This is a genomic window from Paenibacillus jilunlii, assembly GCF_900102965.1.
Lineage (GTDB): Bacteria > Bacillota > Bacilli > Paenibacillales > Paenibacillaceae > Paenibacillus_AQ > Paenibacillus_AQ jilunlii.
In genome coordinates, this window is sequence record NZ_FNGM01000023.1 from 1 (window position 1) to 26936 (window position 26936).

General features: G+C 51.3%; 23 protein-coding genes. 4 read left to right on the forward strand and 19 right to left on the reverse strand.

Annotation, left to right across the window (positions count from 1 at the left end):
- Together BLQ82_RS27025 and BLQ82_RS27030 are read right to left on the reverse strand one after the other, a co-directional pair.
- The coding region (locus tag BLQ82_RS27025; RefSeq protein ID WP_143013570.1) for a hypothetical protein at positions 1 to 761 on the reverse strand (761 nt) is incomplete at its 3' end.
- Between the two features lie 243 nt (positions 762 to 1004).
- Positions 1005 to 2984, reverse strand: coding sequence for a GTP-binding protein (locus BLQ82_RS27030; protein WP_074648684.1), 1980 nt, complete (start codon positions 2982 to 2984; stop codon positions 1005 to 1007).
- Positions 2985 to 3339: 355 nt separating this feature from the next.
- On the opposite strand from BLQ82_RS27030, the gene BLQ82_RS27035 reads away from it, so the two are divergent.
- Both BLQ82_RS27035 and BLQ82_RS27040 read left to right on the forward strand, forming a co-directional pair.
- The gene (locus tag BLQ82_RS27035; RefSeq protein WP_062519582.1) at positions 3340 to 4131 is read left to right on the forward strand and encodes an SDR family oxidoreductase; all 792 of its coding nucleotides are present in this window, start codon (positions 3340 to 3342) and stop codon (positions 4129 to 4131) included.
- 83 nt (positions 4132 to 4214) lie between these two features.
- The gene (locus tag BLQ82_RS27040; RefSeq protein WP_062519584.1) at positions 4215 to 5207 is read left to right on the forward strand and encodes an S-layer homology domain-containing protein; all 993 of its coding nucleotides are present in this window, start codon (positions 4215 to 4217) and stop codon (positions 5205 to 5207) included.
- 414 nt (positions 5208 to 5621) lie between these two features.
- Here BLQ82_RS27040 and BLQ82_RS27045 read toward each other — a convergent pair whose 3' ends face one another.
- On the reverse strand, positions 5622 to 6413 hold the full coding sequence (locus BLQ82_RS27045) for a hypothetical protein (RefSeq protein ID WP_062519586.1): 792 nt from the start codon (positions 6411 to 6413) through the stop codon (positions 5622 to 5624).
- Positions 6414 to 6638: 225 nt separating this feature from the next.
- Here BLQ82_RS27045 and BLQ82_RS27050 point away from each other — a divergent pair, with 225 nt between their 5' ends.
- Positions 6639 to 7664 (forward strand): CdaR family transcriptional regulator, encoded by a 1026-nt coding sequence (locus tag BLQ82_RS27050; protein WP_074648687.1) that lies wholly within the window; start codon positions 6639 to 6641, stop codon positions 7662 to 7664.
- A 58-nt stretch (positions 7665 to 7722) separates the two neighbouring features.
- Here the strand turns inward: BLQ82_RS27050 and BLQ82_RS27055 are convergent, their stop codons facing one another.
- From BLQ82_RS27055 to BLQ82_RS27085, 8 genes are all read right to left on the reverse strand, one after another.
- Entirely contained in the window at positions 7723 to 8871 is a 1149-nt protein-coding gene (locus BLQ82_RS27055; protein ID WP_062519588.1) for a glycerate kinase family protein, read from the reverse strand.
- Between the two features lie 35 nt (positions 8872 to 8906).
- Positions 8907 to 10202: a GntP family permease gene (locus BLQ82_RS27060; protein ID WP_062519590.1), complete on the reverse strand. Its 1296-nt coding sequence runs from the start codon at positions 10200 to 10202 to the stop codon at positions 8907 to 8909.
- A 122-nt stretch (positions 10203 to 10324) separates the two neighbouring features.
- Entirely contained in the window at positions 10325 to 10474 is a 150-nt protein-coding gene (locus BLQ82_RS32200) for a hypothetical protein (RefSeq protein WP_157243747.1), read from the reverse strand.
- Positions 10475 to 10991: 517 nt separating this feature from the next.
- On the reverse strand, positions 10992 to 13175 hold the full coding sequence (locus BLQ82_RS27065; RefSeq protein WP_208810834.1) for a Tex family protein: 2184 nt from the start codon (positions 13173 to 13175) through the stop codon (positions 10992 to 10994).
- A 135-nt stretch (positions 13176 to 13310) separates the two neighbouring features.
- Positions 13311 to 14537, reverse strand: coding sequence for an MFS transporter (locus tag BLQ82_RS27070; RefSeq protein ID WP_062519596.1), 1227 nt, complete (start codon positions 14535 to 14537; stop codon positions 13311 to 13313).
- A gap of 995 nt (positions 14538 to 15532) precedes the next feature.
- Entirely contained in the window at positions 15533 to 16141 is a 609-nt protein-coding gene (locus tag BLQ82_RS27075; RefSeq protein ID WP_062519599.1) for a TetR/AcrR family transcriptional regulator, read from the reverse strand.
- Positions 16142 to 16420: 279 nt separating this feature from the next.
- Positions 16421 to 16981 (reverse strand): hypothetical protein, encoded by a 561-nt coding sequence (locus tag BLQ82_RS27080; RefSeq protein WP_062519602.1) that lies wholly within the window; start codon positions 16979 to 16981, stop codon positions 16421 to 16423.
- A 120-nt stretch (positions 16982 to 17101) separates the two neighbouring features.
- Complete coding sequence (locus BLQ82_RS27085) at positions 17102 to 18088, reverse strand: SIS domain-containing protein (RefSeq protein WP_062519603.1); 987 nt, start codon at positions 18086 to 18088, stop codon at positions 17102 to 17104.
- A 248-nt stretch (positions 18089 to 18336) separates the two neighbouring features.
- On the opposite strand from BLQ82_RS27085, the gene BLQ82_RS27090 reads away from it, so the two are divergent.
- Positions 18337 to 19056: a GntR family transcriptional regulator gene (locus BLQ82_RS27090; RefSeq protein ID WP_062519604.1), complete on the forward strand. Its 720-nt coding sequence runs from the start codon at positions 18337 to 18339 to the stop codon at positions 19054 to 19056.
- A 72-nt stretch (positions 19057 to 19128) separates the two neighbouring features.
- Here BLQ82_RS27090 and BLQ82_RS27095 read toward each other — a convergent pair whose 3' ends face one another.
- The 8 genes from BLQ82_RS27095 to BLQ82_RS27130 all read right to left on the reverse strand — a co-directional run bounded on the left by BLQ82_RS27095 (position 19129) and on the right by BLQ82_RS27130 (position 26857).
- Positions 19129 to 19947: a PfkB family carbohydrate kinase gene (locus BLQ82_RS27095; RefSeq protein WP_062519605.1), complete on the reverse strand. Its 819-nt coding sequence runs from the start codon at positions 19945 to 19947 to the stop codon at positions 19129 to 19131.
- 25 nt (positions 19948 to 19972) lie between these two features.
- Entirely contained in the window at positions 19973 to 20800 is an 828-nt protein-coding gene (locus BLQ82_RS27100; RefSeq protein WP_062519606.1) for a carbohydrate ABC transporter permease, read from the reverse strand.
- A gap of 2 nt (positions 20801 to 20802) precedes the next feature.
- The gene (locus tag BLQ82_RS27105; RefSeq protein WP_062519608.1) at positions 20803 to 21687 is read right to left on the reverse strand and encodes a carbohydrate ABC transporter permease; all 885 of its coding nucleotides are present in this window, start codon (positions 21685 to 21687) and stop codon (positions 20803 to 20805) included.
- A 108-nt stretch (positions 21688 to 21795) separates the two neighbouring features.
- Positions 21796 to 23115, reverse strand: a complete 1320-nt coding sequence (locus BLQ82_RS27110; protein WP_244281024.1) for an ABC transporter substrate-binding protein — start codon at positions 23113 to 23115, stop codon at positions 21796 to 21798.
- A gap of 405 nt (positions 23116 to 23520) precedes the next feature.
- Positions 23521 to 23871 carry a type II toxin-antitoxin system PemK/MazF family toxin gene (locus BLQ82_RS27115; protein ID WP_019913013.1) on the reverse strand — a complete coding sequence of 117 codons (351 nt, stop codon included), beginning with the start codon at positions 23869 to 23871 and terminating at the stop codon, positions 23521 to 23523.
- Positions 23872 to 23874: 3 nt separating this feature from the next.
- Positions 23875 to 24156 carry a CopG family ribbon-helix-helix protein gene (locus BLQ82_RS27120; protein WP_025708964.1) on the reverse strand — a complete coding sequence of 94 codons (282 nt, stop codon included), beginning with the start codon at positions 24154 to 24156 and terminating at the stop codon, positions 23875 to 23877.
- Positions 24157 to 24367: 211 nt separating this feature from the next.
- Positions 24368 to 25549: an alanine racemase gene (gene alr, locus BLQ82_RS27125; protein ID WP_062519611.1), complete on the reverse strand. Its 1182-nt coding sequence runs from the start codon at positions 25547 to 25549 to the stop codon at positions 24368 to 24370.
- 222 nt (positions 25550 to 25771) lie between these two features.
- On the reverse strand, positions 25772 to 26857 hold the full coding sequence (locus BLQ82_RS27130; RefSeq protein ID WP_062519614.1) for a LolA family protein: 1086 nt from the start codon (positions 26855 to 26857) through the stop codon (positions 25772 to 25774).
- Positions 26858 to 26936: the final 79 nt, after the last annotated feature.

Below are 26936 nucleotides of genomic sequence, written 5' to 3' on the forward strand. Positions count from 1 at the left end.
GCGTACAAGCCGGACGGATCGGTCGCACGGACCGTGAAGGCCGTCGGTGCTGTCGGGGTCCCGCCAATGGACAGGTAACCGCCATTCAAGCTCAGGCTCAGGCCACTCAGCGGGTCAGGTCCCTGCACAATCGAATACGAAAGATAATCGCCGTTGAGATCTGTAAACATAGAATTCAGCTCAGAGAACGACTGAACAAAAGCCTCTTCCTTTGCATCAAAAATAATCATAGGTTGGCTGAGCGCCACAGGTGAGAGATTGGAAACGTATGTATGTGAGGTTGCGAAGACACGCGATTCTATGCCTTCGAGCATTTTGGTAACGTCACTGACAACGGCCGATGATGGGAACATCCGCAAATGATTAACGATATCTCCGACATCCAAAATACCATCCGTACCGGTATCAACAATATTGATAACGAAAGATTGGACGATGGTATTTACGCTGTCGGAGAGTTCCACTGTCAGGAATGTGCTACCTTCTTTTAATGGCTCAATACTTAAAGTATTACCAGAGTCCGTAGTCACTTTGATTACATTTCCGTTATATTCCTTAGCTTTGTAATTATAGCTATTATCCAGATTCAAGTTTACTTTCTGATCGGAAGGCAGTGTAATTTGCTTTACGGGTGCTATGTAAGGTTTGGCCTGAGCAATTTGTGCATATTGCGCAGCTTGAGGCGTCAGCACTACAGCCAAGTATATGACTGCAGTGGTTTTCTTTTTGATACTCTTTCCTTTTCTATGATGCTTACTCATTTCTTCCCTCCCCACTAAATAGTTCTCTAGTAGTATATCGACCAGTAAGAATGGAGAATTTAGGATATTAAGAATTTGATACTATGAAAGTTTCATATTTGTAGAAAAATGTAAGCAGGAACAGGGATCAAAGCCATACATTCTGAGGGAGCCGCGCATCAGGATAAGCACCTTGCACAAAAGCAACATTCTCCGGAGAACCCTATCACAAAACGCCAGACCCAATGGTCTGGCGCCTCAAAACTACCCCTGCAGCGCCTTCCGCACGCTCAGAATATACCTCGCCTGATCGAGCGGGTTCACACCCCGGCGGGTGCGCTCGGCCCGGACATCCGGCGGGCATTCCTCGTAGCCGGCAAAAAAGGAAGTGAACGTGCTGCGCCCCTTCGTGTAGGAGCTTAAGCTCACAGGATAATCGAGCGACGTTGCCAGCGGCAGCCGTCCCTCGATGATCATCCGCTCGCCTTGCAAGACGGGAGGCTCGAAGGTGCCGCGCATCTGCACGAGATCGTTCATCACGCGGCCGCCGTTCTCCTCCGGCACGACGATGCGGACCTGGAGAATCGGCTCCAGCAGCTTGGTGCCGACCCGGTTCAGTCCGTCCATGATTGCCATCGGCGTAGCCACCGCAAAATCCAGCGGATGCGTATGCCACACATGATGCTGCCCCTCGGTCAGCGTCACCTTCAGGTCGGTAACCTCCCAGCCGTACAGGCCCTGCATCAACGCCTCCGGCACGCGGCGGGCGGTTTCGTTCTGGTATTGCGGCAGCAGATCGGAACTGCGGACCAGCGATTCATAGACCAGACCGCTGCCCGGCGGTCCCGGCTCAATCCGGAACCGCAGAATAGCCCAGCACGGCTTGGGCATCAGGTAGGCGACATAGCCTTCGCCCGTGCGGCTTGGCGTTTCCCGATAGATCACCGACGGCTGGCCGAAGGTAACCTTCAAGCCATATCGGCTCTCCAGCACACTGTCCAGAATTTCCAGCTGAATCGGACCCATGACCTTGATGTGCAGCTCCCGCTCATCCTGCAGCCACTGGGTATCGAGCAGCGGGTCTTCATCGGCCAGCTCCTGGAAGGCTCCGATGACCTCATGCTCATCCACAGCCGCATCCCAATGCACCCGCACGGTGAGCAGCGGTACAGCCAGCTTCGCTTCCTGCGGAATCGCGTCCGGCACGCCCAGCACATCACCGATTCTTACCCCGGACAATCCGTAGACTACGGCGATATCTCCGGCCTCCAGCGCGCCGACATCCTCCGTGCGCCCGCCTTCCACCTTGCGGATCTGCGTGACCTTGCCTTGAACATCCTGCGTATAATTCATCACCGTATCCCGGTTGCGGATCGTTCCTTGATAGAGGCGGACGAATGCCATGCGGCCCATGCTTTTGTCACGCTGAATGTTGTACACGATTCCGGATACCGGCAATTCCAGACTCCCGCACGCACGGGGAAAATAATCGGTCATCGCGTCCAGCAGCTGCGTAATGCCAAGACCCTTGGCTGCCACGCCGTAGACAAGAGGGAACCATTTACCAGCAGCTGCTCCAGCCTTCAACTGATTCTTCCAGGCTGTCAGATCAAGCGGAGCCCCCGACATATATGTCTCCAAAAGCGCCTCGTCCCGTTCCGCCAGCGATTCCAATAGCTCTGTCCGCGCCGCAGGGTCCGCAGCTTCTGCCCATAGATCCACGGCACCGGCATAGTTCCGCTCTTGACCCAGCGCCTGCTGGACCGGCAGGATATCACCGGACAGATACGTTCGCGCCTGAGCCAGCACAGCTGCGGGGTCCGCGCCGGTCCGGTCCATTTTGTTCAGAAAAATCAGTGTCGGAATCCCCAGCTTACGCAGCGCGTTCCAGATCATCTCGCTCTGGGCCTGCACGCCTTCAACCGCCGATAAAATAAGCACCGCACAGTCCATCACCCGCAAGCTCCGCTCCACCTCGGACAGGAAATCGACATGCCCCGGTGTATCGACCAGATTCACCAGCACGCCCCGCCACTCGAACGATGCCAAGGCCGCACGCACGGAAATCCCCCGCTGGCGCTCCACCTCCATGGAGTCGGTCAACGCCGTTCCGCTGTCCACACTGCCCACCGCCTTAATGCGGCCGCTTTCATAGAGAATATGCTCCGTAGTTGTTGTCTTCCCCGCATCAACATGGGCAAAAATCCCCACGTTAATCCGTTCCATCCCCTGCTGCTGAACCATCTATGTTCTCCTGTCATGAACTGATTTTATAATCAAAGCGCTACCATTCTTAAGTGTACAGCGAAAAGGCGCCGTTGTTCAATCCTCACCGTGCACCCTCTCCATTTACCCTCACCATGTACCCTCACCGTATCAAAAGGCTGGTTCATCCCGGGGGCACAGGGTATTTAGGTACTGAAGTGCTAAAATATCGCGTTACGCCACATCCCAAGCAGCTGCTCCCGAAATCAGTTTTGCACATAGTGATAATTAGGAAGGTTTACGCACACAACACTGAACACACGTTTCCGAAACCAGCTTGTACGAAGCTCTTCAAGGAATGCTAAGCTCAAAAAACTTTAAGGAGGAATAGATCATGGCAGACAAACGATTGAAAGATAAGATCGCAGTAGTCACCGGAGGTGCTTCAGGGATCGGCAAGGCCACGGCAATCCGTTTTGCCCAGCATGGGGCTGCAGTATATATACTCGATCTTACCCCCGAGAATCTGGCAGAGACTAAACAGGAGATTGAGTCCATCGGCGGCACGGCCACAGTCATCGAATGCGATGTCTCCAATCCCGGCCTGGTGGAAGAAAGTATCAACAGGATTGGCGGCGAGAACGGGCGGATTAATGTGATTTTTGCCAATGCCGGGATTAACGGAACGATGGCTCCCATCGAGACCCTGGAAATGGACGATTGGGATCAGACGATCCATACGAATCTGCGCAGCACCTTTGCCACCGTCAAGTACGCCATCCCTTATATGAAGGAAGACGGCGGCAGCATGATCATCACCAGCTCGATTAACGGCAACCGGGTATTCTCCAACATTGGCGCGGCGGCCTATTCGACCTCGAAGGCTGGACAGACTGCTTTTATGAAAATGGCTGCACTGGAGCTGGCCCAATACGCCATTCGCGTAAATGCCGTGTGCCCCGGTTCTATTGACACCAATATTGGAGAGAATACGTATAAAAGCGAAGATCTGAAGGAAGTACAAATCCCCGTAGAATTCCCGGACGGCAATCATCCGCTGGAGCAGGCTCCCGGCAAACCGGAGCAAGTCGCCAACCTGGTGCTGTTCCTGGCTTCGGATGAGTCGTTTCATGTTACCGGCACGGAGATTTTTGTGGACGGTGCGGAATCGCTGCTGCGCGGATAATTCCTCTGCATTGCATTTTTTTGGAGTGGACCTGCAACCTTTCTACGCTTTCTGCCATCTAAGAGGATAAGAGGTGAGGCACAATGAATAAATATTCTTTCCAGATGAGCGCAAAAAAAATGACTATTGCGTGCGGCATTCTGGCGGCAAGCGTATCTTTTGGAGCATCGGCTTTTGCTTTTTCCGACATCAAGGGAGATCCCGCTGAGTCGAAAATCAACGCACTGCATAACAAGGGAGTCGTTAATGGAGTGACTACGGACAGATTCGCGCCAAAATCGAAGGTTACCTTTGCCCAAGGCATCCAGTTTATCGTGAACGGCCTGCAGTTGTCCCCGAAGGCATCGGGCGGCGGCAGTACAGTTACGTCTAGTGTATATTTTGACAAAGTAAAGGATAAGGCCTGGTATGCATCCGCTTTCCTCATTGCGAAGCAAAACGGTCTGACCCTGGATAAGTCGGTTGATCCGAACGCTGCAATGACACGCATCCAGTTCGCCCACTTGATGACTCAGGCTTTGCAGAGCAAAGGAAACTTCCCGGTAACGCTGATGTACGCCGATATCTCGGATGGCAGCAAGCTGTCCAATGCTGAGATGAATAGCCTGCAGATTCTGGTAAACACCCATTTGGTGACACTGGAGAAGAACAATACCTTCCGTCCAAATGATGCGGTGACCCGTGCGGAAGCTGCCGTCTGGATCTATGACGCTGCTGAGTTTGCGCAAACGGTGATTACTCCAGAGGTGACACCTCCGGATGAGGGAACCGCAGCTCCTGCTCAGCTGTATGAGGGTGCAATAACTCTGGAAAAAGCGGGCCAAGGCGTAAACAAAGCTACACTTACCGTCAACGATCTGCCGAACCCGGGGTATGGACTGACTATTAACCGGATCGAATTCGGCAAAGACAAAACGGCGGTCATCTATTTCAGTGTAACCAAACCGGCCCCGGGCAAAATGTACCCGATGGTCATCACCAAGGGCACCGCAGTAACGTATCTGCCGGAAGGTTATACCGCAACAGCCAAGTCCCTAACCACTGCTCCTTCATCCTCCGGTTCCAGTGTAAGGTAAGCCGCGATTGGAATTGAAAGGCTGGCTACGGGTTGCAGACGATAGGCCTAAAAAAACTGTGTCCCTCCGGGAGGCACGGTTTTTTGGCGTGGAACAAACGGAAGGGAACATTCCACAGGGATACTGACCGCCGGGCGCTGAAGCATTGGCACGAAGTACAATAGTTCCGAACTCCAGAGCGCTTATTTGCCTAAAACACCCGCAGACATGGCCGTTTTAGGCAAAATAACGGATTCTCAGTCCGTAATGAAGCCGGATGCAGCCTTTTCGGCAACATAGCGGATTCTCTGTCCGCAAGACGTCCCTGTGTTCAATCTTTGCTCCCACTTGGCATTTCCGGTATTTTTTCAATGAGTCGCCATATAGAAAACGGACGCTGCCACCGGAATAAACCAGTGGTGCGTCCGTCTCTCATTATGGCGTCCATTGATCATGGACAATGCCTACGAGGGCGCGGTCCTCGCCCATCTTCTCGAAGACCAGGCGCAGGCTGCGCCAGTCCATGCCTTCCGCCGAAGGATCTACACCGGCGATATGATACTCAACGAAGTCGTAGCTGTCCTTGGGGTAGACTTCGTTGATATTATTCAAGGTTGTTCCCTGCCCCAGCCCCTTATTCAGGGCAGTTTTAGCCTTATTCATGAAGTCAGCGTCATATACAAACCGCTTGAAGTATTCCGCAAAGGTTAGCTTGATGACCTCCCCCGAACCGGCGAATTCGCGCCATACGTACGGTTTAGAATCCTTCATCAGCCCTTTCAACTGATCTCTGGTGAACACCAGATCAGTGGCCGTATCTACGTAAGCGTAAGGTGAAAAACGGACACCTTTGTCGGGGTGCGCCCAGGACGCGAGTGTCTCCATATCGCCTCTGCTCAGTGCTCTCAGCACTGTGGATGCCGCTTCCTTGGCTGTAGGCGGCATCCCCTCCTCCGGTGCGTCCGTAGCCTGCGGTACCTGGCTCTCTGCGGGTTCCGAAGAAGCCGGCGCTGCACTCGCCGGTGCACTTGCCGACGCGCTCGGTGCTGCGCTCACTGACGCGCTCGGCGCTGCACTCGCTGACGCGCTTGGCGAAGGCGAACCCTGGGTCTGCCCCGGTGCCAGCGTAGCCTCCGGTTCCGCTTCAGACGCCGAATTGCAGGCCGCGAGGACCAGCATTAGAGCGGCCAGGGCGGAATGCCCCAATATTTTTTTTACAGTAATCATTGAAATTCCCTCCTTATGCTGCTGTTTCTCTCTCTGTATTTAGACGTCCGCTGCTGGATTAAAGTTGCATATGAACCAGATCTACCCGAAACAAATAAGTGCTCCTGACATCAGCATTAAAATCCGCTATACTTTTGTTCAGATGCACAACAACTTTAATGTAACGGGTCAGCCCTAATAAGCCCCTAACTGTTATCTACCCATTTGGCGAAGGAGGATGTAGAATTGTTCCAGCTTTCCGAGAATCAGGCCCAGGAGATCGTGGATAAAATGATGATGGATATTCCATACAATATTAATATCATGAATGCAGACGGGATTATTATCGGCAGCGGCCGAAGAGAGCGGGTCGGCACGGTGCATCAGGGAGCGGTCCAGGCACTGTCCACCGGCAGAATGGTTGAGGTCTGGGAGGACAGCCGTTTTGAGAAAAAAGGCACCAATGAACCGATTGTAATCGGTCATACCCGTGTGGGAGTCATCGGCATTTCCGGGAACCCGGACGAGGTCCGCCCTTTTTGCAATATTGTCAGAACTACAGTATCCCTGTTAATTGAGCAGCGCAACAGCTTAGAGACTCTGGCCCATGAAGCGAATCGTAAAAAAGCCTTCCTTGAATTGCTGCTGAATCATCAGGGGGCCTATTCCCAAAAGCTGAGAAAAGAAGCAGCGCCGTATCAGATTGACCTGCTGCTGAAAACCGTGGTGCTGTACATCAAGCATTTCAGTACCGATGCAGACCCGGACAAGCTGCTGCTGCGCTACCCTTCATTTGCTATGGATGAAGATACACAGCTGCTTATCTTACAGGAATCAGGCGATCCAAGGCCGCTGATCCGCGAGCTTTTGCAGGTCCAGCCCCAAGTGCTGATCGCCGCCGGCAAACAGGAAGCAAGCATAGCCGAAAGCTACCGCCAGGCCAGATCCGCGATGAATATTCTACTGGCGCTGAAGCCTGCTTCACAGGTTATTGCTTTTGAAAATGTGGAATTTCTGGTGAAGCTGAGCCATGCTCCTTTGGCTCCGTTTAACACCGCCGCCAAGCTGGAGGATGCCGTAGATATGATAGAGACGCTTAGAAGCTTCATTAACCATAATTGCAGCGTCTCCCATACCGCCGATGACTTGAATATCCACCGCAACACGCTGCAATACCGCCTGAAACGGATTCAGTCCCTGACCGGAAAAGATCCGCGCAATCTGCTCCAGCTATTCGAGCTCACGCATGGTCTGCTGGCGCTCTATAAGTAATACCGCTCCACACACTAAGCGGCCCTGAAGTAAACTCTTCAGGACCGCAGCTTTTACGTTATTCGCTTAGCTTCAGAACTCTCGCAATATTCTCACAGGTCCGCTCGACGTTCTGCGGCCCCTCGGCCAGCAGCTTCTCCAGGCCGGAGGCCCCGGGGACGATGCCGAAGATTGCCGTGAAGCCCTCTTCATACAGGGCATCTATGCCCTCGCCAATGTAACCGGCGACTGCGATGACCTTTTGTCCGCTGGCTTTGGCAGCACGGGCGACACCGTAGGGAGTCTTCCCGAACTTCGTCTGATAATCAATGCCGCCTTCGCCTGTGAACACCACATCGGCACCAGCCAGCTTTTCCTTCAGGCCGGTATATTCAATCACAATCTCAATCCCCTTCTGCAGCACAGCCCGGGTGAAGATCAGCAGCCCCGCTCCCAACCCTCCGGCAGCACCCGCACCGGGCAGATCACGCACATCCTTGTGAAGCTGCTGCTTCACGACCTCCGCATAATGGGCCAGATTGACGTCGAGTTTTTGCACCATTTCCGGCGTAGCTCCCTTTTGCGGGCCAAACACACGGGAAGCTCCCTGCTCACCGCACAGCGGATTCGTCACATCGCAGGCAACAATCATCTGCACATGATGGAGGCGTTCATCCAGCGCAGAAATATCTATGCTCGCCAGTCTGTCCAGACTGCCGCCGCCCCGGGGAAGCTCCGCTCCCGACTCATCCAGGAACCTGGCCCCGAGCGCCTCGGCCATGCCAACACCTCCGTCATTCGTCGCGCTGCCGCCGATGCCGATGATAATCTTGCGGATACCCCGGTCCAGGCACTCCCGGATCAACTCTCCGGTGCCGTAAGTGGTTGTGACCAAGGGGTTCCGGGTTTCCTTCGACACCAGATGGATGCCGCTCGCGGAAGCCATCTCGATCGCCGCAGTCTGTCCACCGCCAAGAATGCCGTATTTCGCTGTAACCTTTTGCCCAAGCGGTCCGGTCACCTCTTTATAATGAATTTCCCCGCCCGAAGCATCGACCAGGGACTGTACGGTTCCTTCCCCGCCGTCAGCCATCGGCACATGAATATAACGGGCAGCCGGGTAGACCTTCCTCAGACCCTTTTCCATGGCAATGCAGACTTCTTTGGCAGTCATGCTCTCTTTGAAGGAATCCGGTGCCAGTATAAATGTTTTTTCTTTTTCGCTCATATCCTCACCCCATACCATATATTAAAGCCTGTACTCTATAACAAAAATCCGTAAATGACCGTCGCCGCAACCGCCATCGTCCCGCCAACTATCGCTTCATAGGGAATCAGCCCCATCCGCTGCTTAATCGACATTTTCATGCTGTCCGCTGTGACATGGAAGTAATTGCCCTGCGGCAGGGAGTCGATGACCGTTGCTCCGGTATGCACCATGACCGCTGCAGCCAGCGGCGCCGTGCCCATATTCAAAATCGCTTGTCCGAACGAACCCGTCGCCAGGATAACCCCCGTCGAGGTAGAGCCGGTGGCGGCCGCCATCAGAATACCGGAGATCGGTGCCAGGAACGTTCCCGAAATCCCAGACGCCTGGATCAGGCTGACGATCTGCACAGACAAATCGGAAGCGGCAATGAGTCCGGCAATCCCTCCGGCACCTATCAGAATCAGCACCGTTGCTGTCATTTTATTGAGGCCGGATGAGGTATAGGCCAGAATTTTGTTTCCCTGGCCCATGGCCAGGAGGCCAATAATCCCGGCAACCGGCAGAATGTACAAGGCATCAACTTTAATGCGGGAAAGAGCATCGATGCCCGTGATCGAACCGATCGGATTGACCATCAGCAGAATGACCGCAACAAGCGGTGCCACGATAGCCTTGCCGAGCGGCGGATATTTGGAGGTGTCAATCTCGTTGTACACTGCTTCCCCGTCCAGCACCCTCACACCTTTATTTTTCAGAAGAGAAGCTACGATAACGGTTACAATTAAGCCGCAAACTGCCGGAATGAAGCCGGCCAGCATCACATGGCTCAGATCCAGGTCGAACCCCCGCGCAGCGGCAATCGTATTCGGATTGGGGGAGATGATGTTCCCTGCTTTTCCGCCGCCGGAGAGTGCGAGCAGCAGCGCCGTTTTGGAGATGCCCATTTTATTGCCTACAGATAAAGCAATCGGTGCCACTATCAGTACGGCTACGGGTATAAATACCCCCACCGCTGTAATTATCATCGTAGCCAGAGCCAGCGCCAAAATGGCCTTGCTCCCGCCGAACTTTTTCACAATGGCCTGGGCAATTGTTTCGGCCGCTCCCGATTCCATCATCACCCCTGCCAATACACCGGCGGCAAGCACGCGCAGAACCGTACCCATGACACTTTGCGTACCGCTTACAAGTACACTGACCGTCTGCTCCAGATTGGCCCCGCCAATCAGCGCACCTGCGATAGCCCCCAGAAACAAGGAGTACACCGGATTCAGCTTTCTCAGGATCAGAATAATCGCGAGCGCCAGTCCTGCCAGTGCCCCATACCAGCCTATTGTTAATCCTTCCATTGTACAGCCCCCTATAACTCTTGTTGAACACGCTTTCAGTATAAAGGCTGTCCTCATTAAATAATATTGATGTTCGGACGAAATGTATTGTGCAGTTGACCAAAGGAAAACCTCCCGATCGTTCAGCCACTGGCCGAGATTAACGGGAGGTTGTCTTCTGTAGTGAGGGCATCATACGCTAAAGCGGGACCGCTTGCCGTCACCGCCTGATAAAATCCACCCAGCGCTGCCATGTCCTCCTGCCTAAAATTCCGAATCACGGTTTCATTCAATAGCTTGCCCGCCTGTCTCATATTTTTTCCAAATCATAGCCGTTTATAATTTCAGTTAGCGCCGCCTGGCGAACCCTTTACGAATCCTTCGGCCATTCCAAGTGGAAAAAGGGTAACTAACTTGCTCATACACCCCATTCTCCGCAAGTGAAGTGGAAAAAGGATAACTAATTAAGCTCATTCCGCTCCTATTTAGGTAAAATGGTCCAATTAAGTTACATTTTTTCACTTAAACCTTACATTTGCTGATTTTGGGGAGAAATAAGCTCCCTTTTTCCAACTAGCATTGCTCAGCTAATTCTTCGAAAGGCGCTATTTGTAAAATGAGCTCAAAAAGGGCTCAAGAAGGCTGCCAACTTCGACTGGATTTTCTACCCTTTTGGGTAAATCTGCTGAACTCACTTCTACTTAACCCAACTTTATGTACATCTTGTCCATAAGTAAGGGAAATCATAATTGCCTAACTAACAAAAAAACACCTGCCTCAGAAGACGAAGCAGGTGGCTTACGGTATGGTTTATTTCGCGCCTCCATCATTGCCGCGCGGCGGACGCATGGTCAGGCTGACCCGGCCTTTTTTGAGGTCGACGCCCATCACCCATACGGTGACATTGTCCCCAACGGAGACAACGTCCATCGGATGCTTCACGTAGCTGCCGCTAAGCTGGGAAATATGCACCAGCCCGTCGTTCTTGATGCCGATATCGACGAAGGCGCCGAAATCGATCACGTTGCGCACGGTTCCCTGCATTTCCATGCCGGGAACCAGGTCTTCGATCTTCAGCACATCCGTGCGGAAGATCGGCTGCGGCAGCTCCTCGCGCGGATCGCGGCCCGGACGCTGCAGGCTCTCCAGGATGTCGCGCAGTGTAGGCACGCCGACATCAAGCTTCACCGCCAGCTCGGCGGCATCCTGCGCCTGAAGCTGTTCGGCTACTTCCTTGCTGCCGAGCGAGGCCACATCCAGCCCCAGCTCGCGGAACAGCCGGTCCACCACCGGATAGGATTCCGGGTGGATGGGTGTACGGTCCAGCGTGTTGTCGCCGCCGGGAATACGCAGGAAGCCGATGCACTGCTCGTAGGATTTGGCGCCGAGGCGCGGCACCTTCTGCAGCTGCTTCCGGGTCGTGAACTTGCCGTTCTCCTCACGGAACTTCACTATATTCTTGGCGATGGTCGCATTGACTCCCGCGACATAAGACAGCAGGGAAGCGGATGCGGTATTCACATCGACACCGACGTGGTTGACCGCCGACTCCACGACGCCTTTCAGACTCTCCTCCAGATGCTTCTGGGAGACGTCATGCTGGTACTGCCCGACACCGATCGCCTTCGGGTCGATCTTGACCAGCTCCGCGAGCGGGTCCTGCACGCGGCGGGCGATGGAGGCGGCGCTGCGCTCCGCCACATCGAGGTCCGGGAACTCCTCCTGCGCCAGCTTGGAGGCGGAATACACACTGGCTCCGGCCTCATTGACAATGAGGTACGCCAGCCCCGGATCGCCGATCTCTGCGATCACCTCGGCGGTGAACTGCTCCGTCTCCCGCGAGCCGGTGCCGTTGCCGATCACAATGAGCTGGATGCCATATTTGGCAATCAGCTCTTTGAACTTCGCCGCCGCTTCCCGCTTCTTGTTGTTCGGCGGCGTCGGATAGGTGACCGCCACCTCCAGCAGCTTGCCGGTGTCGTCCACCACGGCCAGCTTGCAGCCGGTGCGGTAGGCCGGGTCGACACCAAGCACGTTTCGCCCCTTCACCGGCGGCTGCAGCAGCAGGCTGCGCAGATTTCCGGAGAAGATGGAAATCGCTTGCGTTTCCCCCTTTTCCGTCATCTCCCCGCGCACCTCGCGCTCCACGGAAGGTGCGATCAGCCGTTTGTAGGCATCTTCGGTCACTGCTTCCAGCAGTTCTTTGACCGGAGATGGCCCCTTCACCAGCTTCCGCAGGATAAAGGCATGAATCTTGTCGGCCGTCACTTCTATGCCGACCTTCAGCACATTTTCCCGTTCGCCGCGGTTGATGGCGAGAATGCGGTGCGGCGGCATTTTATGTACCGGTTCACGGTAATTGTAATAGTTCTCGTAGACACTCTCCTGCTCCGTATCCTTGGCCTCCGAGACCAGTATGCCTTGACTCGCTGTATACTGGCGGACCCAGGAGCGGATGGCGGGATCGTCGGCAATGTTCTCCGCGATAATGTCCATCGCGCCTTGAAGAGCCAGCTCTGCGCTTTCCACACCTTTTTCCGCATCTATATATTTCGCGGCTTCCTCAAGCGGCTGACCTTGGCGGCGCTGCTCCATCACCCAGTCTGCCAGCGGCTCCAGCCCTTTTTCCTTGGCGACACTGGCGCGCGTCTTGCGCTTCTGGCGGAACGGACGGTACAAATCCTCCACTTCCTGCAGCTTCACAGCCTTCAGAATCTGCTCTTGCAGCTCCTTTGTCAGCTTGCCCTGCTCTTCAATGCTGCGGAGCACATCCTTTTTACGGTCCCCGAGATTGCGCAAATAGCTCAGCCGCTCTTCAATATCACGCAGTACGTTCTCGTCCAGCTCACCGGTCATTTCCTTGCGGTACCGGGCGATAAAAGGAATCGTATTCCCCTCATCCAACAGCCCTACCGTAGTCCGTACCTGCTTCACACTGATGCCAAGCTCCTTGGCAATCGCCTGCGTGATCGTTTCCTGCTCCTGGCGGGCCAGCGCCTCTTCAGCCGCCGGACCCGCCTGATTCGTATCCACCGTCAATGAAATCCCTCTTTCCGTACACGGTCTGTGTTCATATAGTCTACCTAAAATAGTATCACAGATTAGCCCCGTGCCAAAACCCTGAGAAAATTAATCACCATGAATCGCTTGCTGATCCGGGCGGCCCATCCGCTTTCTTGAACCGAGCGACAGCAAAAAGCAGAGCATGAGCACAAGCGCAGCCACAGCATACGGAAAGTTGATATCCAGGTCAAAGAGGACTCCGGCAACAATCGGTCCGGCAATATTCCCTAGACTTGTATACGCGGAATTCATGCCCATTACGAAGCCCTGCTGCGACTCCGTCGCCATTTTGGAGAGCTGCGTGCCAACAGCGGGCCGCAAAATATCCATCGCAAGAAACACAATGAAGGTTACAGTAACAATGGCCCAATAGCCATGCACAAATAAAGTCAGAAAGATGGATAGGCCTGAAACAAGCAGTGAAGCCGAAATAACCTTATTTTCCCCACAACGATTCAGAATCCAGCTGAACGCCGTAACCTGAATCACCGCCCCCGAAATCGAACCAAAAGTTATCACAAAGGCGATATCTTTGGGGGTGAAGCCAAACTTATGATCCACAAACAATCCGAATACCGTTTCATAATTGGCAAGTCCAAAGGACAGCACAAAGACGATCAGCAATCCGAAGAAATAAGGCTCCCGGTAGGAGCGTACCAGTTGAGTAATAAGGCTGTCCTTACTGTCTTTATTTTCCTGTATAGACTTGGCTGCGCCCAGCTCTGCGCTCGAACGTGACTCCGGCAGTACGGCAAAAGTCACCACGGCCACGAATGCCGCTGCTCCTGCAGCTGCAAAAAAAGGCACACGAATGCCAAGCTCCGCCAGATAGCCGCCGAGACCCGGTCCGATGATAAAACCGGTGGTAATCGCTGCATTGATCAGCCCCATGCCTTTGGCCCGTTCCTCCATAGAGGTCGTATCCGCCACATAGGCCATGACCGCGGGCATAATCATTGCCGCTCCGGCGCCTCCCAGCATTCGCGACGCAAACAGCAGCCAGCTTGACTCGGCAAGACCAAACAGCAGCTCAGACAGCGCAAATACAACCAAACCGCCGACAATGATTTTTTTGCGGCCCACCCGGTCGGACACCCCGCCTGCAAAAGGGGACAGGATCAGTTGGGTCAGCGAAAAGGCTGCCACCAGCAGCCCGACAATGCTGCCTCCGATCCCCAGCTCATTCATATAAGTGGGCATAATCGGGACAACGAGTCCGATCCCTGTAAACGCCAGAAATATATTCAGCATCAGGAGCAGCATCGCTCCCCGGTTCCTAAGTAATAATGTCATTTGAGTAACCTCCGTATTTCCAGAACCCAATCTTCATATCCTTGGTGTTCCCTTAAGTAAGAAATTAAAAAACAATAAGACCGACCATCCGGTCTATTTATATGCAAAAGAAAATTACCCGGCTGACGATAGCACACACGAAAATATTGCGCCCTCACACCGAATTCAAAGGTACTTTTACCTCTTATTCCGTGCTGTTACCCACTTTTGGAGAATTCAAAGGTACTTTTACCTCTCATTCCGTGCTGTAACCCACTTTTGGAGAATTCAAAGGTACTTTTACCTCTCATTCCGCACTGTAACCCACTTTTGGAGAAATCAAAGGTACTTTTACCTCTCATTCCACGCTGCACCCCACTTTTGGAGAAATCAAAGGTACTTTTACCTCTCATTCCGTGCTGTAACCCACTTTGGAGAATTCAAGGGTACTTTTACCTCTCATTCCGTGCTGCAACCCACTTTTGGAGAAATCGAAGGTACTTTTACCTCTCATTCCGCACTGTAACCCACTTTTGGAGAAATCAAAGGTACTTTTACCCCTCATTCCGTGCTGTTACCCACTTTTGGAGAATTCAAAGGTACTTTTACCTCTCATTCCGTGCTGTAACCCACTTTTGGAGAATTCAAAGGTACTTTTACCTCTCATTCCGCACTGAAACCCACTTTTGGAGAAATCAAAGGTACTTTTACCTCTCATTCCGCGCTGAAACCCACTTTTGGAGAAATCAAAGGTACTTTTACCTCACATTCCACGCTGCACCCCACTTTTGGAGAAATCAAAGGTACTTTTACCTCTCATCTCCCTATATCTCCCGCCCACACCGAATTCAAAGGTACTTTTACCTCTGCTCATTCCTACTCAGCATATAGCGGTGCACCGGAGGCCAAAGTTTTACCTTAATGATATTAAGAAAACTCCTGACAGAGTCCTGCTGACGATGTTGACGAATCCCTCAGTGGAGGCTTACATGAGCAGCGTTATTAACCGGGAGTCCCTACCGGGCACGTATCCCCTGCAGCAGCAGCCCTATCGCTTCCCGGTAATATTGCATGATATCCTCCGGCGCCTTCGCCGCAGCCATAATCTCGCTGACTCTGGCGACTCCCTCCAGCAAACCGCTCACAATGATAACGTAATTGTCCAGATTTCCCTTTATCAGATATCCGGTATCCATTCCCTCTTGCAGCAGATTCCGGCAGGCTTCCGAGGCAGATTCGCAGAGCTGCGCCAGACGCTGATGAACCTCGTCGGAATGGGGGCGGGATCTGGCATACTCCTCCAGCGCCCGGATCAGGGGATTCTGGAAATCGTTCGCATAATGCTCGCCCAGCGCATAGAAACGCTCTTCCAGGCCACTGATGCTGCTGCTCTTCTCGGCCCACTGGGAAAGCCACTGCTCCGTATCGTCTTCGACCACGTACAGGAACAACTCATCCTTGCTGGGAAAATGGTGATACAGGCTGCCTTTGCTGACCTTTGCCGCTGAACAGACCTCATTCATCGTTACAGCTCCGTATCCTTTTTGAACAAACAGCTGTGCAGCCTTCTGCACAATCCGTTTCTTTGTCTCTTCTCCGTCAGAACGTCCTTTAATCCTGACCACCCCCTTCTAAACCGACCATCCGGTCTAATTGTAACACAAAAACTTTCCAAAAGTGAATTTTTGTCATCATAGGCTGCATCCGGTCTTGTAACAAGTCGAAATGGGTACGCCGTCCTTAAGCAGACGGTATCCGTTTCAGCGAGAAAAACACGGAACATTTATTGCGAAGCATATTTATTCTTATATTTTATTGCCCGGGCATCCTCCATAATCAAACAAAAGACCCGCAGTAACGGCGGGCCAGTCCATTTGAAACTATAGCAAAGCTCCTTTATCCCTTCACTCCCCGCCATATCCGATCCATTCGGCGGGGCTGACCACCTCTTGCAGGTTTTGTTTGCTTGCCCTGCTTAGCTTCAGGCCTTTGGAGGCGGAAATTAATGTGCCTGTTCTGCTGCTGTAGATTCTTCTGCAGGCCTGGCATTCTTTGATGACCATTTGGGAGTTTTCTTCATAATAATAGAGGAGAGCCCCTTGACAGCTGCGGCAGCGTTCTTCTGACATTCTGTTAAATATGAGCAACTGGCGGATCTGGCAGCAGCAATGTATATAGAAGCTTTCCACATTCCTTTTGGCCTGCCACAGCTTCTTCAGCTGTCTGAAGCCCTGTTTGAACTCACAATACATAGCCTTACTGATCACGACTTCTTCCGGATACTCCAGCATAGCCCTGATCTCATCCGCGTACTTAAGATACAGCTTGCCCCCGTTCCCGCCCACTTCATGATAGGAGGCCCGCAGCTCGGCAAGAATCCGGTTGGCATCGACCGGCTCTTTATTGGATATAAGCGTACTCTCCAATCGATGCAAGAAATCATCTATTGAATGATAAATGCTCATTTCAATCCCTCATCCATCTGCTAAATTCCGGACAACGAAACGGGAATCCAACCTAAAAGGAAAAGGAAACGGGAACATCGCCGCTCCCGTTTCACAAGAAATATTACCTATTGGAATATCTTAATATTCCATCTTCCACATGTAACGGCGCACCGAAAGCGCATGCCCGGTTTCTTCAGACAAATGCTGTGCGTATTGTCTGAGTACAATACCGGCTACAAGGTTCGTAAAGTACGGACGCACATCCGGGGAGATTCCCTCCAGATCAAACGTCTCCGCATCAATCAGAATAGTTTTGTCGGAATATTTTACGCAGAAATCGTAAGCACGGTCATCCAGCGGCCGGGTCTCTCCCAGCCCTTTAATCACGATGAACGGTACATCAAAGTCTGTAATTTCAAAAGGTCCATGGAAGTATTCCCCGGAATGGATGGCACTGGAATGAATCCATTGCATCTCCTGCAGCAGGCAGATAGCGAACGAGTAGGCTACAGAATAGTTAATTCCGCTGGCCATGGTGTAAATCAGCTTTTCCCGCTTGTAATTCCGTCCGAATGCTTTGGCAGCTTCGAGGGTTAAAGCCTTATTCCGTTCATACACACCATGCAGGCCGTTCTCAATGGAGCTGATCGCATTGGCATATTTCTCATTCGGATACAAAGTCTGGAGAATTCCGAATACCAGACGGTACAGGATAGCCATACTGGTCTCTTCCCCACGAAGCTCCTCGCCATAAGGGGCGTAATTGTAATGCAGTTTGAATTCCGCAGCCTCCCAGAGCGGTGAGTCCACCAGGTTGGTCAGGCAAATCGTCAATGCACCCTTCTCACGGGCAAATGTCGTTGCAGCAACAGTTTCCGGGGTGTTCCCGGAGTGGGAGCAGGTAATAACCACGGAATTTGGTCCAAGGGCTTTGGGGGAACGGTGAATAAATTCGTTAGAGGAATAAGCGGCTGAGGGAATCTCAATCTCACGATCCAGAATATATTGCGCTGGTGTAACGTTTGCTAGCGAGCCACCGCAGGCTACAAAATAGAAATTGGTTACCTTTCTTTGGGCTACGGCTTGAATCGCTGCTTCCAGTTGTTGCACATGCTCTTGGTTCATTGATAAATTCCTCCTCTTGTTGTAGATATCTCTGGCAGGCCAGAAACACCTATTTGTTACGTTATGTAACGTAATGTATCTATATGTTACTATGGATATTCCCTGAAATCAACCCTTTTCCTGAAGTTCAAACGGTTTACATTATAAAAAAAGTATTATATATTACCAGTGGTTGGCTTTTGACAGCAATAATCGCCAACGTTATAATCATTAGTTGAATTCTAATATCGTTCTCAAAAGGAGCTGCAATGAGACAATTACAGCCGGATAGCATTATCCCTCTTTATGTGCAGTTAAAAGACATTATCAAATCCGATATAGAAGCCGGCATCATAAAACCGGGGCAGAAGATTCCCACTGAATTTGAGTTATGCGAGATGTACTCAATCAGCCGGCGCACGGTCCGGACTGCAATCAGTGAATTGATTGAAGAGGGCTTGCTTGACCGCAAGCAAGGGAAAGGCACCTTTATCACCACACCCAAAATTCAAGCGAAATTCGGCCCCTCGGTATTGGGATTTACGGAAATTTGCAAGCTTAACAACCTCAGACCTTCTTCCAAATTGGTTGAACAGCGCCAGATCAGTGCCACTTCCAAGCTCGCCGAAGCGCTGAATGTTCCTGTGAACTCCAGTCTTGTAGCTATCCGCCGCATTATGCTGGCCGACGAAGTTCCGGTAATGATGGATTACGCCGTGTTTACAGAAGCATATAATTTTTTGCTGCAGGAAAATATGGACAACCGTTCGCTGTACGCTGCTATCAAAGCCAAACGTGATGTCTCCTTCATGCGCCAGCGCAAATCGATCCAGACCGTATTTGCCGATTCGGCACAAGCACAGTACCTGGAGATTCCGGTCGGCTATCCGCTGCTGCTCTCCCAGGGCACCGTTGTTTCCTCCACCATGGAGATCATTCATTACGGGGAACAGCATATCGTAGGCGACAAATTCGTATTGTATATTTAGTGAGCAATAAATAACATGTCAAAAAGCTGTTCAAGCAATGAACAGCTTGTGACCGTACACTCAGGTGTATAACTACTCCCCGATGGGTTTGGGATACCCGAATCCCCCATAAAAGGTGCAGGTATACGCGGCAGAATTCGCCCCGGACTGCAGCGCCTCTTCCATAACTCCCTTTTTCAGATAAGATACCAGAAATCCGGCAATGAAGCTGTCTCCCGCTCCCATCGTATCCACGACTTCCGCCGGAGTGACTCCTTGTTTGTACAGCACACCGTTTCTGGAGAACAGCGCGCCTTCACTTCCTTTCGTTACGCCTACAATCTCCGTCCCCAACCGGTGGCAAGTCTTTATGAGTGCTTCAATCTGCGCAGAGTCAAGCTCCGCACCCGAAAAAAACGCATATTTAATATGAGGGCATACTTGCCCCAAATAATCTTCATCCGTCCTTGTGGAGAAGTCGAAGGAAATATCGCAATGCTCTTTAATTACAGGAAGCTCCCTCTCTATGCTGGAATAACAGCTGGTATGGCAGACGTCATGTCCCGCAATATATTCCAGATCCGCAGGCATTAGGCGCAGCCGGAGAAGATGCTGGGCTGTATCCTGGGCACCGCGTACGAATACTCTGTCATTGCCGACCAGCTTCACACCGGGCGAGCCGCTGTCCGCATACACTCTGCGTGAATAACGATAGCTGATTCCTTCCTTATCCAGCGAGTCCATAATATGATCTGACTTCTTGTCATTCCCGAATACACCGATATAGGACACTTCCTCGCATCCGTTCCGCTTACAATTTACAGCCACATTTACGGCATTGCCTCCGGGATAGTAGAGCCCTTGATCCAAATAACAATCCGCAACATTGTCGCCCACGGCAATTATTCTCATGGATAAATCCTCCCAAGTTCGATATTCAGCCTTTTACAGAGCCGTCAGACATGCCCTGAATGAAGTATTTCTGCATAAAAATAAATAGAATAATAAGCGGCATTGAAGAGATGACCAGTCCAGCCAGCAGAACCCCCCAGTCTGTTGACAATGCATCTTTGAAGTTCATCAGCCCTGCCGGAATGGTTCTGTATTTGTCAGAGTCAATAAAAATAATAGAGAACAGGAACTCGTTCCAGGCATAATAGGAGGTAAGAATGATGGTTGTCATAATAATAGGAAGAGACATGGGCAGAAATATGCTGAGATAGGTCCGGAAGACCGAACAGCCGTCCATGGTTGCCGACTCTTCAATCTCTTTGGGGATCCCCAGGAAATAAGAGCGGATGAGCAGCACTGCAATCGACAGCCTGAAGGCAATGTAGGGCAGAATCAGAGCGAAATACGTATTATGAATATTTAAATTCTGCAAAAGCTTGTACAGTGGTACGAGACACACCTGCGGGTCCAGCATCATTCCACCGAGCACGAACAAAAACAGCGTCTTGCTGTACCGGAAACGGAAGCGGCTCAGTCCATACGCGCACAGTGAAGCAATGATGACAACGCCCGCAATCGTGCTGACGGTGACAATCACACTGTTCATAAAATAATTGCCGATCCCTTTGGTCCAGGCGGTTACGTAGTTCGAAAACAGCCACTCGCTTGGCAGATTCCAAACAGAACCAAAAATTTCATCATAGCTTTTAAATGATGAGGACACCATCCAGAACAACGGGTACACCACCAGGACTACCCCTACCAGGAGAGGCAGCAACACAATGAGTCTGTAAATAGACAGCTTGCCGGCCATAATCAGTCCCCCTTCCCTGTTCTGAATGACAACGTCTGTATGAGCGCCAGCACTGCTGTAATGGCAAAAATAAGCAGCGAGATGGTCGCGGCATAACCCATGCTGTCTCTGACAAAACCGTTCTGATACATCAGAACCGCAATCGTAATGGAGCTGGTTCCGGGGCCTCCGCCCTTGGTTAAAATAAAGGGTTCGTTAAATACCATAAACGCCCCTGTTATGGTCAGAAGTGAATTTACAAAAATCATTTCTTTCACCTGAGGCAGCGTGATGCTGAAAAAGATTTTTATTTTGCCTGCCCCGTCAATTTTGGCCGCTTCATAGAGGTCGCGCGGAATTTTCTGAATGGCCACAATGAACAACATCATGCAATAGCCGATGCTCTGCCACTGCGATACGGCAATGACGGCATAAATGGCTGTAGTACCGGAACCCAGCCAAGGTTTAGCCCAGGAATCAAGTCCCACAGCTTGCAGGAACATATTCAGCAGACCGTCCGTCGGGTTATAGACGAAGGAAAATAACAAACAGATAACCGTAATGGAAATAATAACGGGTATAAAAAAGATCGTCCGGAATACCGCTGAGACCTTTCTCAGAAACTCTTCCTCCAGGATGGCGGCCAGAACTAGTCCAAATCCTACCTGAAAGATTAATGAGATCACGGCATATTTCACATTATTGATTAAGGCTTTGCCCACAACAGGGTCGGAGAACAGCGTTTTATAGTTATCAAAACCGGCGAATGAGCTTTTTCCTGACAGCAGGGAGATATTCTGAAAGCTATAGAAGAAATTCTGGATCAGAGGCATATATACGAAGACTGCAAGCATCAGCACACACGGCAAGACAAACAAATAAGGAGCTATCGTTCTTCTCGTTCTCATCACTTTCCCCCTGTTTTATCCGGGAACCCAGTTAGACGCATTTCCCTTGTATCTTAGAAGAAAAGAGGGGAGCTGAAGCCCCCTCTTCACAGTTGAAGCACTTCGTTTCTACTTTTTGACTGCTTTAAGCTTCGCCGCTGCAGCCTGCACTTCTTTGAGCACATTTTCAGGAGTCTCAATATCCGCAGCAATGGCCTGGCCTCCACGCATAAAGGCATCGGCTACGCTGGCATCCACCGCATTATCCAGCCAAGGGGTGGTTTCTGCCGCATTCTGGATCACATCGATCGCTTCCAAGGTTCCCGGCGGGGAATTTTCCTTCGTAGCCGCACCGATTACAGTTGTCATAGAACCTACATCCTGCTGAAACTTCGCTGCATTCTCAGGAGAGACAATGAACTTTACAAATTTCTCGGCAAGCTCTTTATTGGCTGTCTCCTTGCTGATCATGAATCCTTCGGGTGCACCTGTCAGACCTTCGGCATTCCCTTTACCTTCGGAGAACTGCGGGAAGTTAAAATAATCAAACTCAAGATCGGGTTTATCTTTCAGATAACCCAGCTCGGCAAACTGCAAATAATGGATCGGCACTTCTCCGGCGATGAACATATTTCTCGTCGCTTCATGGTTGACGGAAGTCGCGTTTGGCCCCATATACGAGGATAATTTCTGCCAATACTTCAGTACTTGTAAATATCCCGGATCGGTAAACTGGCCTGTACCCACCGCATAGTCAGTTGCCAGCACCTCCGGACTCAGCATCCGCTGATTCATAGTGCCCAGGTAGTGCCCCACGGCCCAGGAATCCTGGAGGCCTTCGATAATGGGCGTGTCGTAGCCGGCAGCCTTAAGCTTGTCCAGCAGAGCTATGAACTCGTCCCAGGTCTTTGGTTTTTCCAGACCCAGCTTGCTGAATATTTTCTTATTATAAAAGAAGACCTTTCCATCCATCGTAAAAGGCACACCATATATTTTGTCATCAAAAGTGAAGGACTTCAGCTGATTCTGAACCAGGGTTTTTGCCCAGTCCGGATCAGAGTCGTACATTGAACTAAGATCTTCAACTCTGCCGGAGGAGACCAGACTTTCGGCAAAGCTGTCCGACCAGGAGGAGAAGACATCCGGGATGTCCCCTGAGGAGACAAGAACCTTGATTTTCTCCTTGTAGTTATCGTTCAGGACGGATTCCATCTCAATTTTGACACCCGGATTCTGTTTTTCGAATTCCTCCTTAATGTAATTGAAATACGAATTTCTTGGTTCATTGGGCCAGCGGTGAAAAAACTTAAGCGTGGTTGTCTTGCCTTCCGATTCCCCATTCCCATTCCCGTTAGCTGCAGTACTAGAATTATTGCTGCTGCACGCCGTCAGTACTACCAGTAAACCCGCCAACATTAACAAGCCCAATTTTCGTCCCATCCGATACATTGTAAATACCTCCCATCGATGATTAACTTATGTAACACGGAAAATAGGTAACGTATTGTTACGTAACAACACTATACCACACCAATAGTTAATTTTAAATCTTTTTTTACAAATCGTTTGGTAAGCTTATTCAAGCGGGGAGAATTGACAGCGTTTTACTATTAAAACCGAATACACACAGTTCAAAAAGCGGGGGTTTATTTTGGGAATATAAGAACTGTTTATATAAATTTTAAAATATAAATAACATATAGTGTTATTTATATGGACATGATACTACAATTCACAGATGGAGCACACTGTAAAATTCATGATATTTTAGCTGCGTCCAACTCAAAAAGGCACACTGGAATTTTACCAGTGTGCCTCTCCATACATTTCCTGTGATCTATACGTCTGCCTGATTCAAAAATCAATCAGTCCCAGGCTGATTTGCAGCGAATCATCCACCAGCTTCATTGTTTCATCGTCCAGATGGGTGATCTTATCAGTTAAGCGTTGTTTGTCAATTGTCCGAACCTGCTCCAGCAGTATGACGGAGTCCCTGTCAAAGCCGTGAGCAGCCGCATCAATTTCTACATGCGTCGGCAGTTTAGCCTTCTGAATCTGGGCAGTGATGGCTGCCACAATGACTGTCGGGCTGAAGCGATTGCCAATATCGTTCTGAATGACCAGTACCGGCCGTACTCCGCCTTGTTCTGAACCCACCACCGGCGAAAGGTCGGCAAAAAAAACGTCGCCGCGTTTAACGATCAATATCTACACCCCGCTTACTAAGCGGCCAAGAGTACTGTCTGCATCTTCCTCCGCGAGAAACGCCTCGCATGCCATGGTCAAATTGATTTTAGCCATTTCCATATAGCCACGCTGCATCGAATCGCGGATGGTCCGTTTCCTCCGTTCGCTTAGATACAGCTTCATGGCCTGCCTGATCAATTCACTCCGGTTGGAGTTCTCCAATTGGACGATCCCATCCACTTCCTGCAAGAGATGATCGGGCAAGCTGATCATGATTCTTTTGGTGTTCTGCAAATTGGCCACCTTCTCTTCCACCCCCACAAACCTTCTGCCCTTGTGTTCCAGTGTTACAATATACAAGGAATTTTATACAAGGAATATATGCCGCCAGTATATCAAGTATGCTGCATTCCATTATAAACTAGAAATGGCGGTTCGTATAGACCATAAGTCACACTAGTCACACGGGCATATCCTTCTATTCCGTTCCTGCATGAGCAACTCGGTCAAGACATTAGGTCTGCAGCAAGGGGTTCACCAGGTTAGGAGCAGCGCCTTCGCGTACATACACACGCGGCACCCGGTGGGCCAGCATACAGATTACCTCGTAGTGAATCGTTCCAAGATGGAGCGCCAGTTCGTCTGCCGTGATGGACACGGCACCCTGGCGTCCGATGAGTACAACCTCTTCGCCAGCTTTGATTTGTTCCGCTTCTTCAGCGAAAGATTTGAGCGTTACCATACACTGGTCCATGCAGATGGTTCCGACGACAGGAACGCGGCGTCCGCGTATTAGCACCTCAGCTTTGCCTGTTAGCATGCGGGAATATCCGTCAGCGTACCCCACAGGAAGCGTCGCAATGATCTCCTCGCTGTCTGTGAAGTACCGGGTGCCGTAGCTGATGCCCCAGTCGGGCGGCAGGGTTTTGACATAGACCGCCTGCGTCTTCAGCGTCATTACCGGGTGTAGAGCCACCAGCTCGTGGTTCACCTCTGTCGAGGGATAGAAACCGTACAAGCTTATGCCTACACGCACCATGTTACTGGATAGAAGAGGTGTATCAATGGCCGTAGCGCTATTGCCCGTATGTATGATCGGGATGTGAATGTTTCTGTCCCGAAGCGTTTCGGCCACGCTCATAAACCGTCGGTACTGCATCAGTGTATAGCTTTTGTTCTTTTCGTCTGCTTTGGCAAAATGTGTGAACATCCCCTCCAGCTCCGCCTGCGCTACAGAATGCACTTCAGCGATAAAATCAGGGGCATCAGCCGGCAAAAGCCCCAGCCGTCCCATCCCGCTGTCTATCTTGATGTGCACTTTCAGCCGGTGCTCCGGGTCAACCGGAAGCTGTCTTACCGCCTCCAGTACCTCCGGGGTGAACAGTGTTACGGTTACATGGTTCTTCCAGGCAACGGGTATTCCTTCCGGAGAGGTGTAGCCGAGCACCAGAATAGGAATTAGTATTCCCGCTTGACGCAGCTCCAATGCCTCATCCAAAAAAGCAACACTTACATAATCCGCTCCAAGCCGTTCCAGCTCCCGGGTCACTTCCACCGCCCCATGGCCGTACGCATTTCCTTTGACGCATCCCATGAACTTGGTCTCCGCAGGAAGAACCTTGCGGAAGGCCTCATAATTGGCACGCAGATCATCGAGATTAATCTCGGCTACTGTAGGTCGATAGCTTGCTTGCACTTCAGGGTCACCTTCTAACATTGTAGTAAAACATCTCTGCATCGTATTGATTATAGTCTTACCATCAATGGTAATGCTAATCGAAGGCGGCTGTCAATGTAAGCAGGGAGCTATCTTTTGGCAGAACCTCTATAGGTCCTGTCAGGGCCAGAAGAGCTGAAAAAGCGGATACTGCTTGTAGAGGAATGACTCCCACAATACGCAGTATCCGCCTACTGATATTTACTTACCCGATTGTTCCTCCATAGAAGCGGCAATCTGCATCATTTCGCTGACTGGAAGATTTGCACTGGTGATCCGGTACTGCACACCATCGCTCATCCAGGTCAGTGTCTTTTGTTCATCTCCGGTCAGCGCTCCTGCGGTGAATCCGAGATCGACCAGGGTTGCCGGAGCCAGTGAGACAGCACGGTCCAGCGGCCGTGACTCAATGATCGTATACTGGTACGTTCCATCATACCGGAGGAGCACGGAATGATCCTTGCTGTCCTCAAGTTTGTTGGAATCTTTCAGCTGCACACCGGCCGGAATATAACCCGGTTCAATAATCCCGAAATCACCGGGTTCAGCGGCTGCCGTCTGGTCTTCCTGCCGGGCGTTCTCCGGTGCAGCGACCGGATTTCCATTCTCATCCACTTCCGCCAGTGTGCTCTCGGCTGCACTGCCTGTTGCCATATTCTTTTGCATATCAAAAGAATCCTTGGTAAATTCCGGATCGAACTTGAAGCTGTCGAACTTCACGTTCACCACAACCTTGGCTTCCGAATCGGAGACCTGCACCTGCTTCGGCTCATAGGTCTTCTTCGCAAGCCAGATTTTCTGGCGGACCAGCGCGCTGCTCTGGTAATTCGCGGCTACCTCGAACACGTAGTTGTCTCCATCCTCCACAAACTGGCGGTTGTTGTCGGAGACAATTCCCCGGAGCAGCGTCTGGTACAGATAGACCTGGCCTTGATTGTCCGGCCAGTCGCTCTGGAAGCGGAAGCTTTTGCCAAGGCTTGGTGTCAGTACGAATACGCCCTCATCGTTGCGCAGCACGATTTGCGTAACATCCTTCTGGACGTTCGACAGGCTGATCCGGTAGTAGGAAGGATTCTTGTACCAGACCTCCACCTTATACTCCTGCGGCTGCTCGCCGGTGTACAGCGTCATCGTGCCCGAACCCTGGTAAGCCCCCTGCTTGCTCTCCAGCTTGTCAGACACATTGTTCAAATCCTTGACCACGGAAGCGGCGTCCTTCTTTCCGCATCCCGCGAGCACCAGGGCCACGCTCATAATGATCGCGAGTACCCATGTTATCCGGCGCATGACATCATCCCCTTAACCTGTTTTGGAAAAGCATTGATTAGTACATGTCTATGAGGGACTTGCCTGCATTATGCAGACG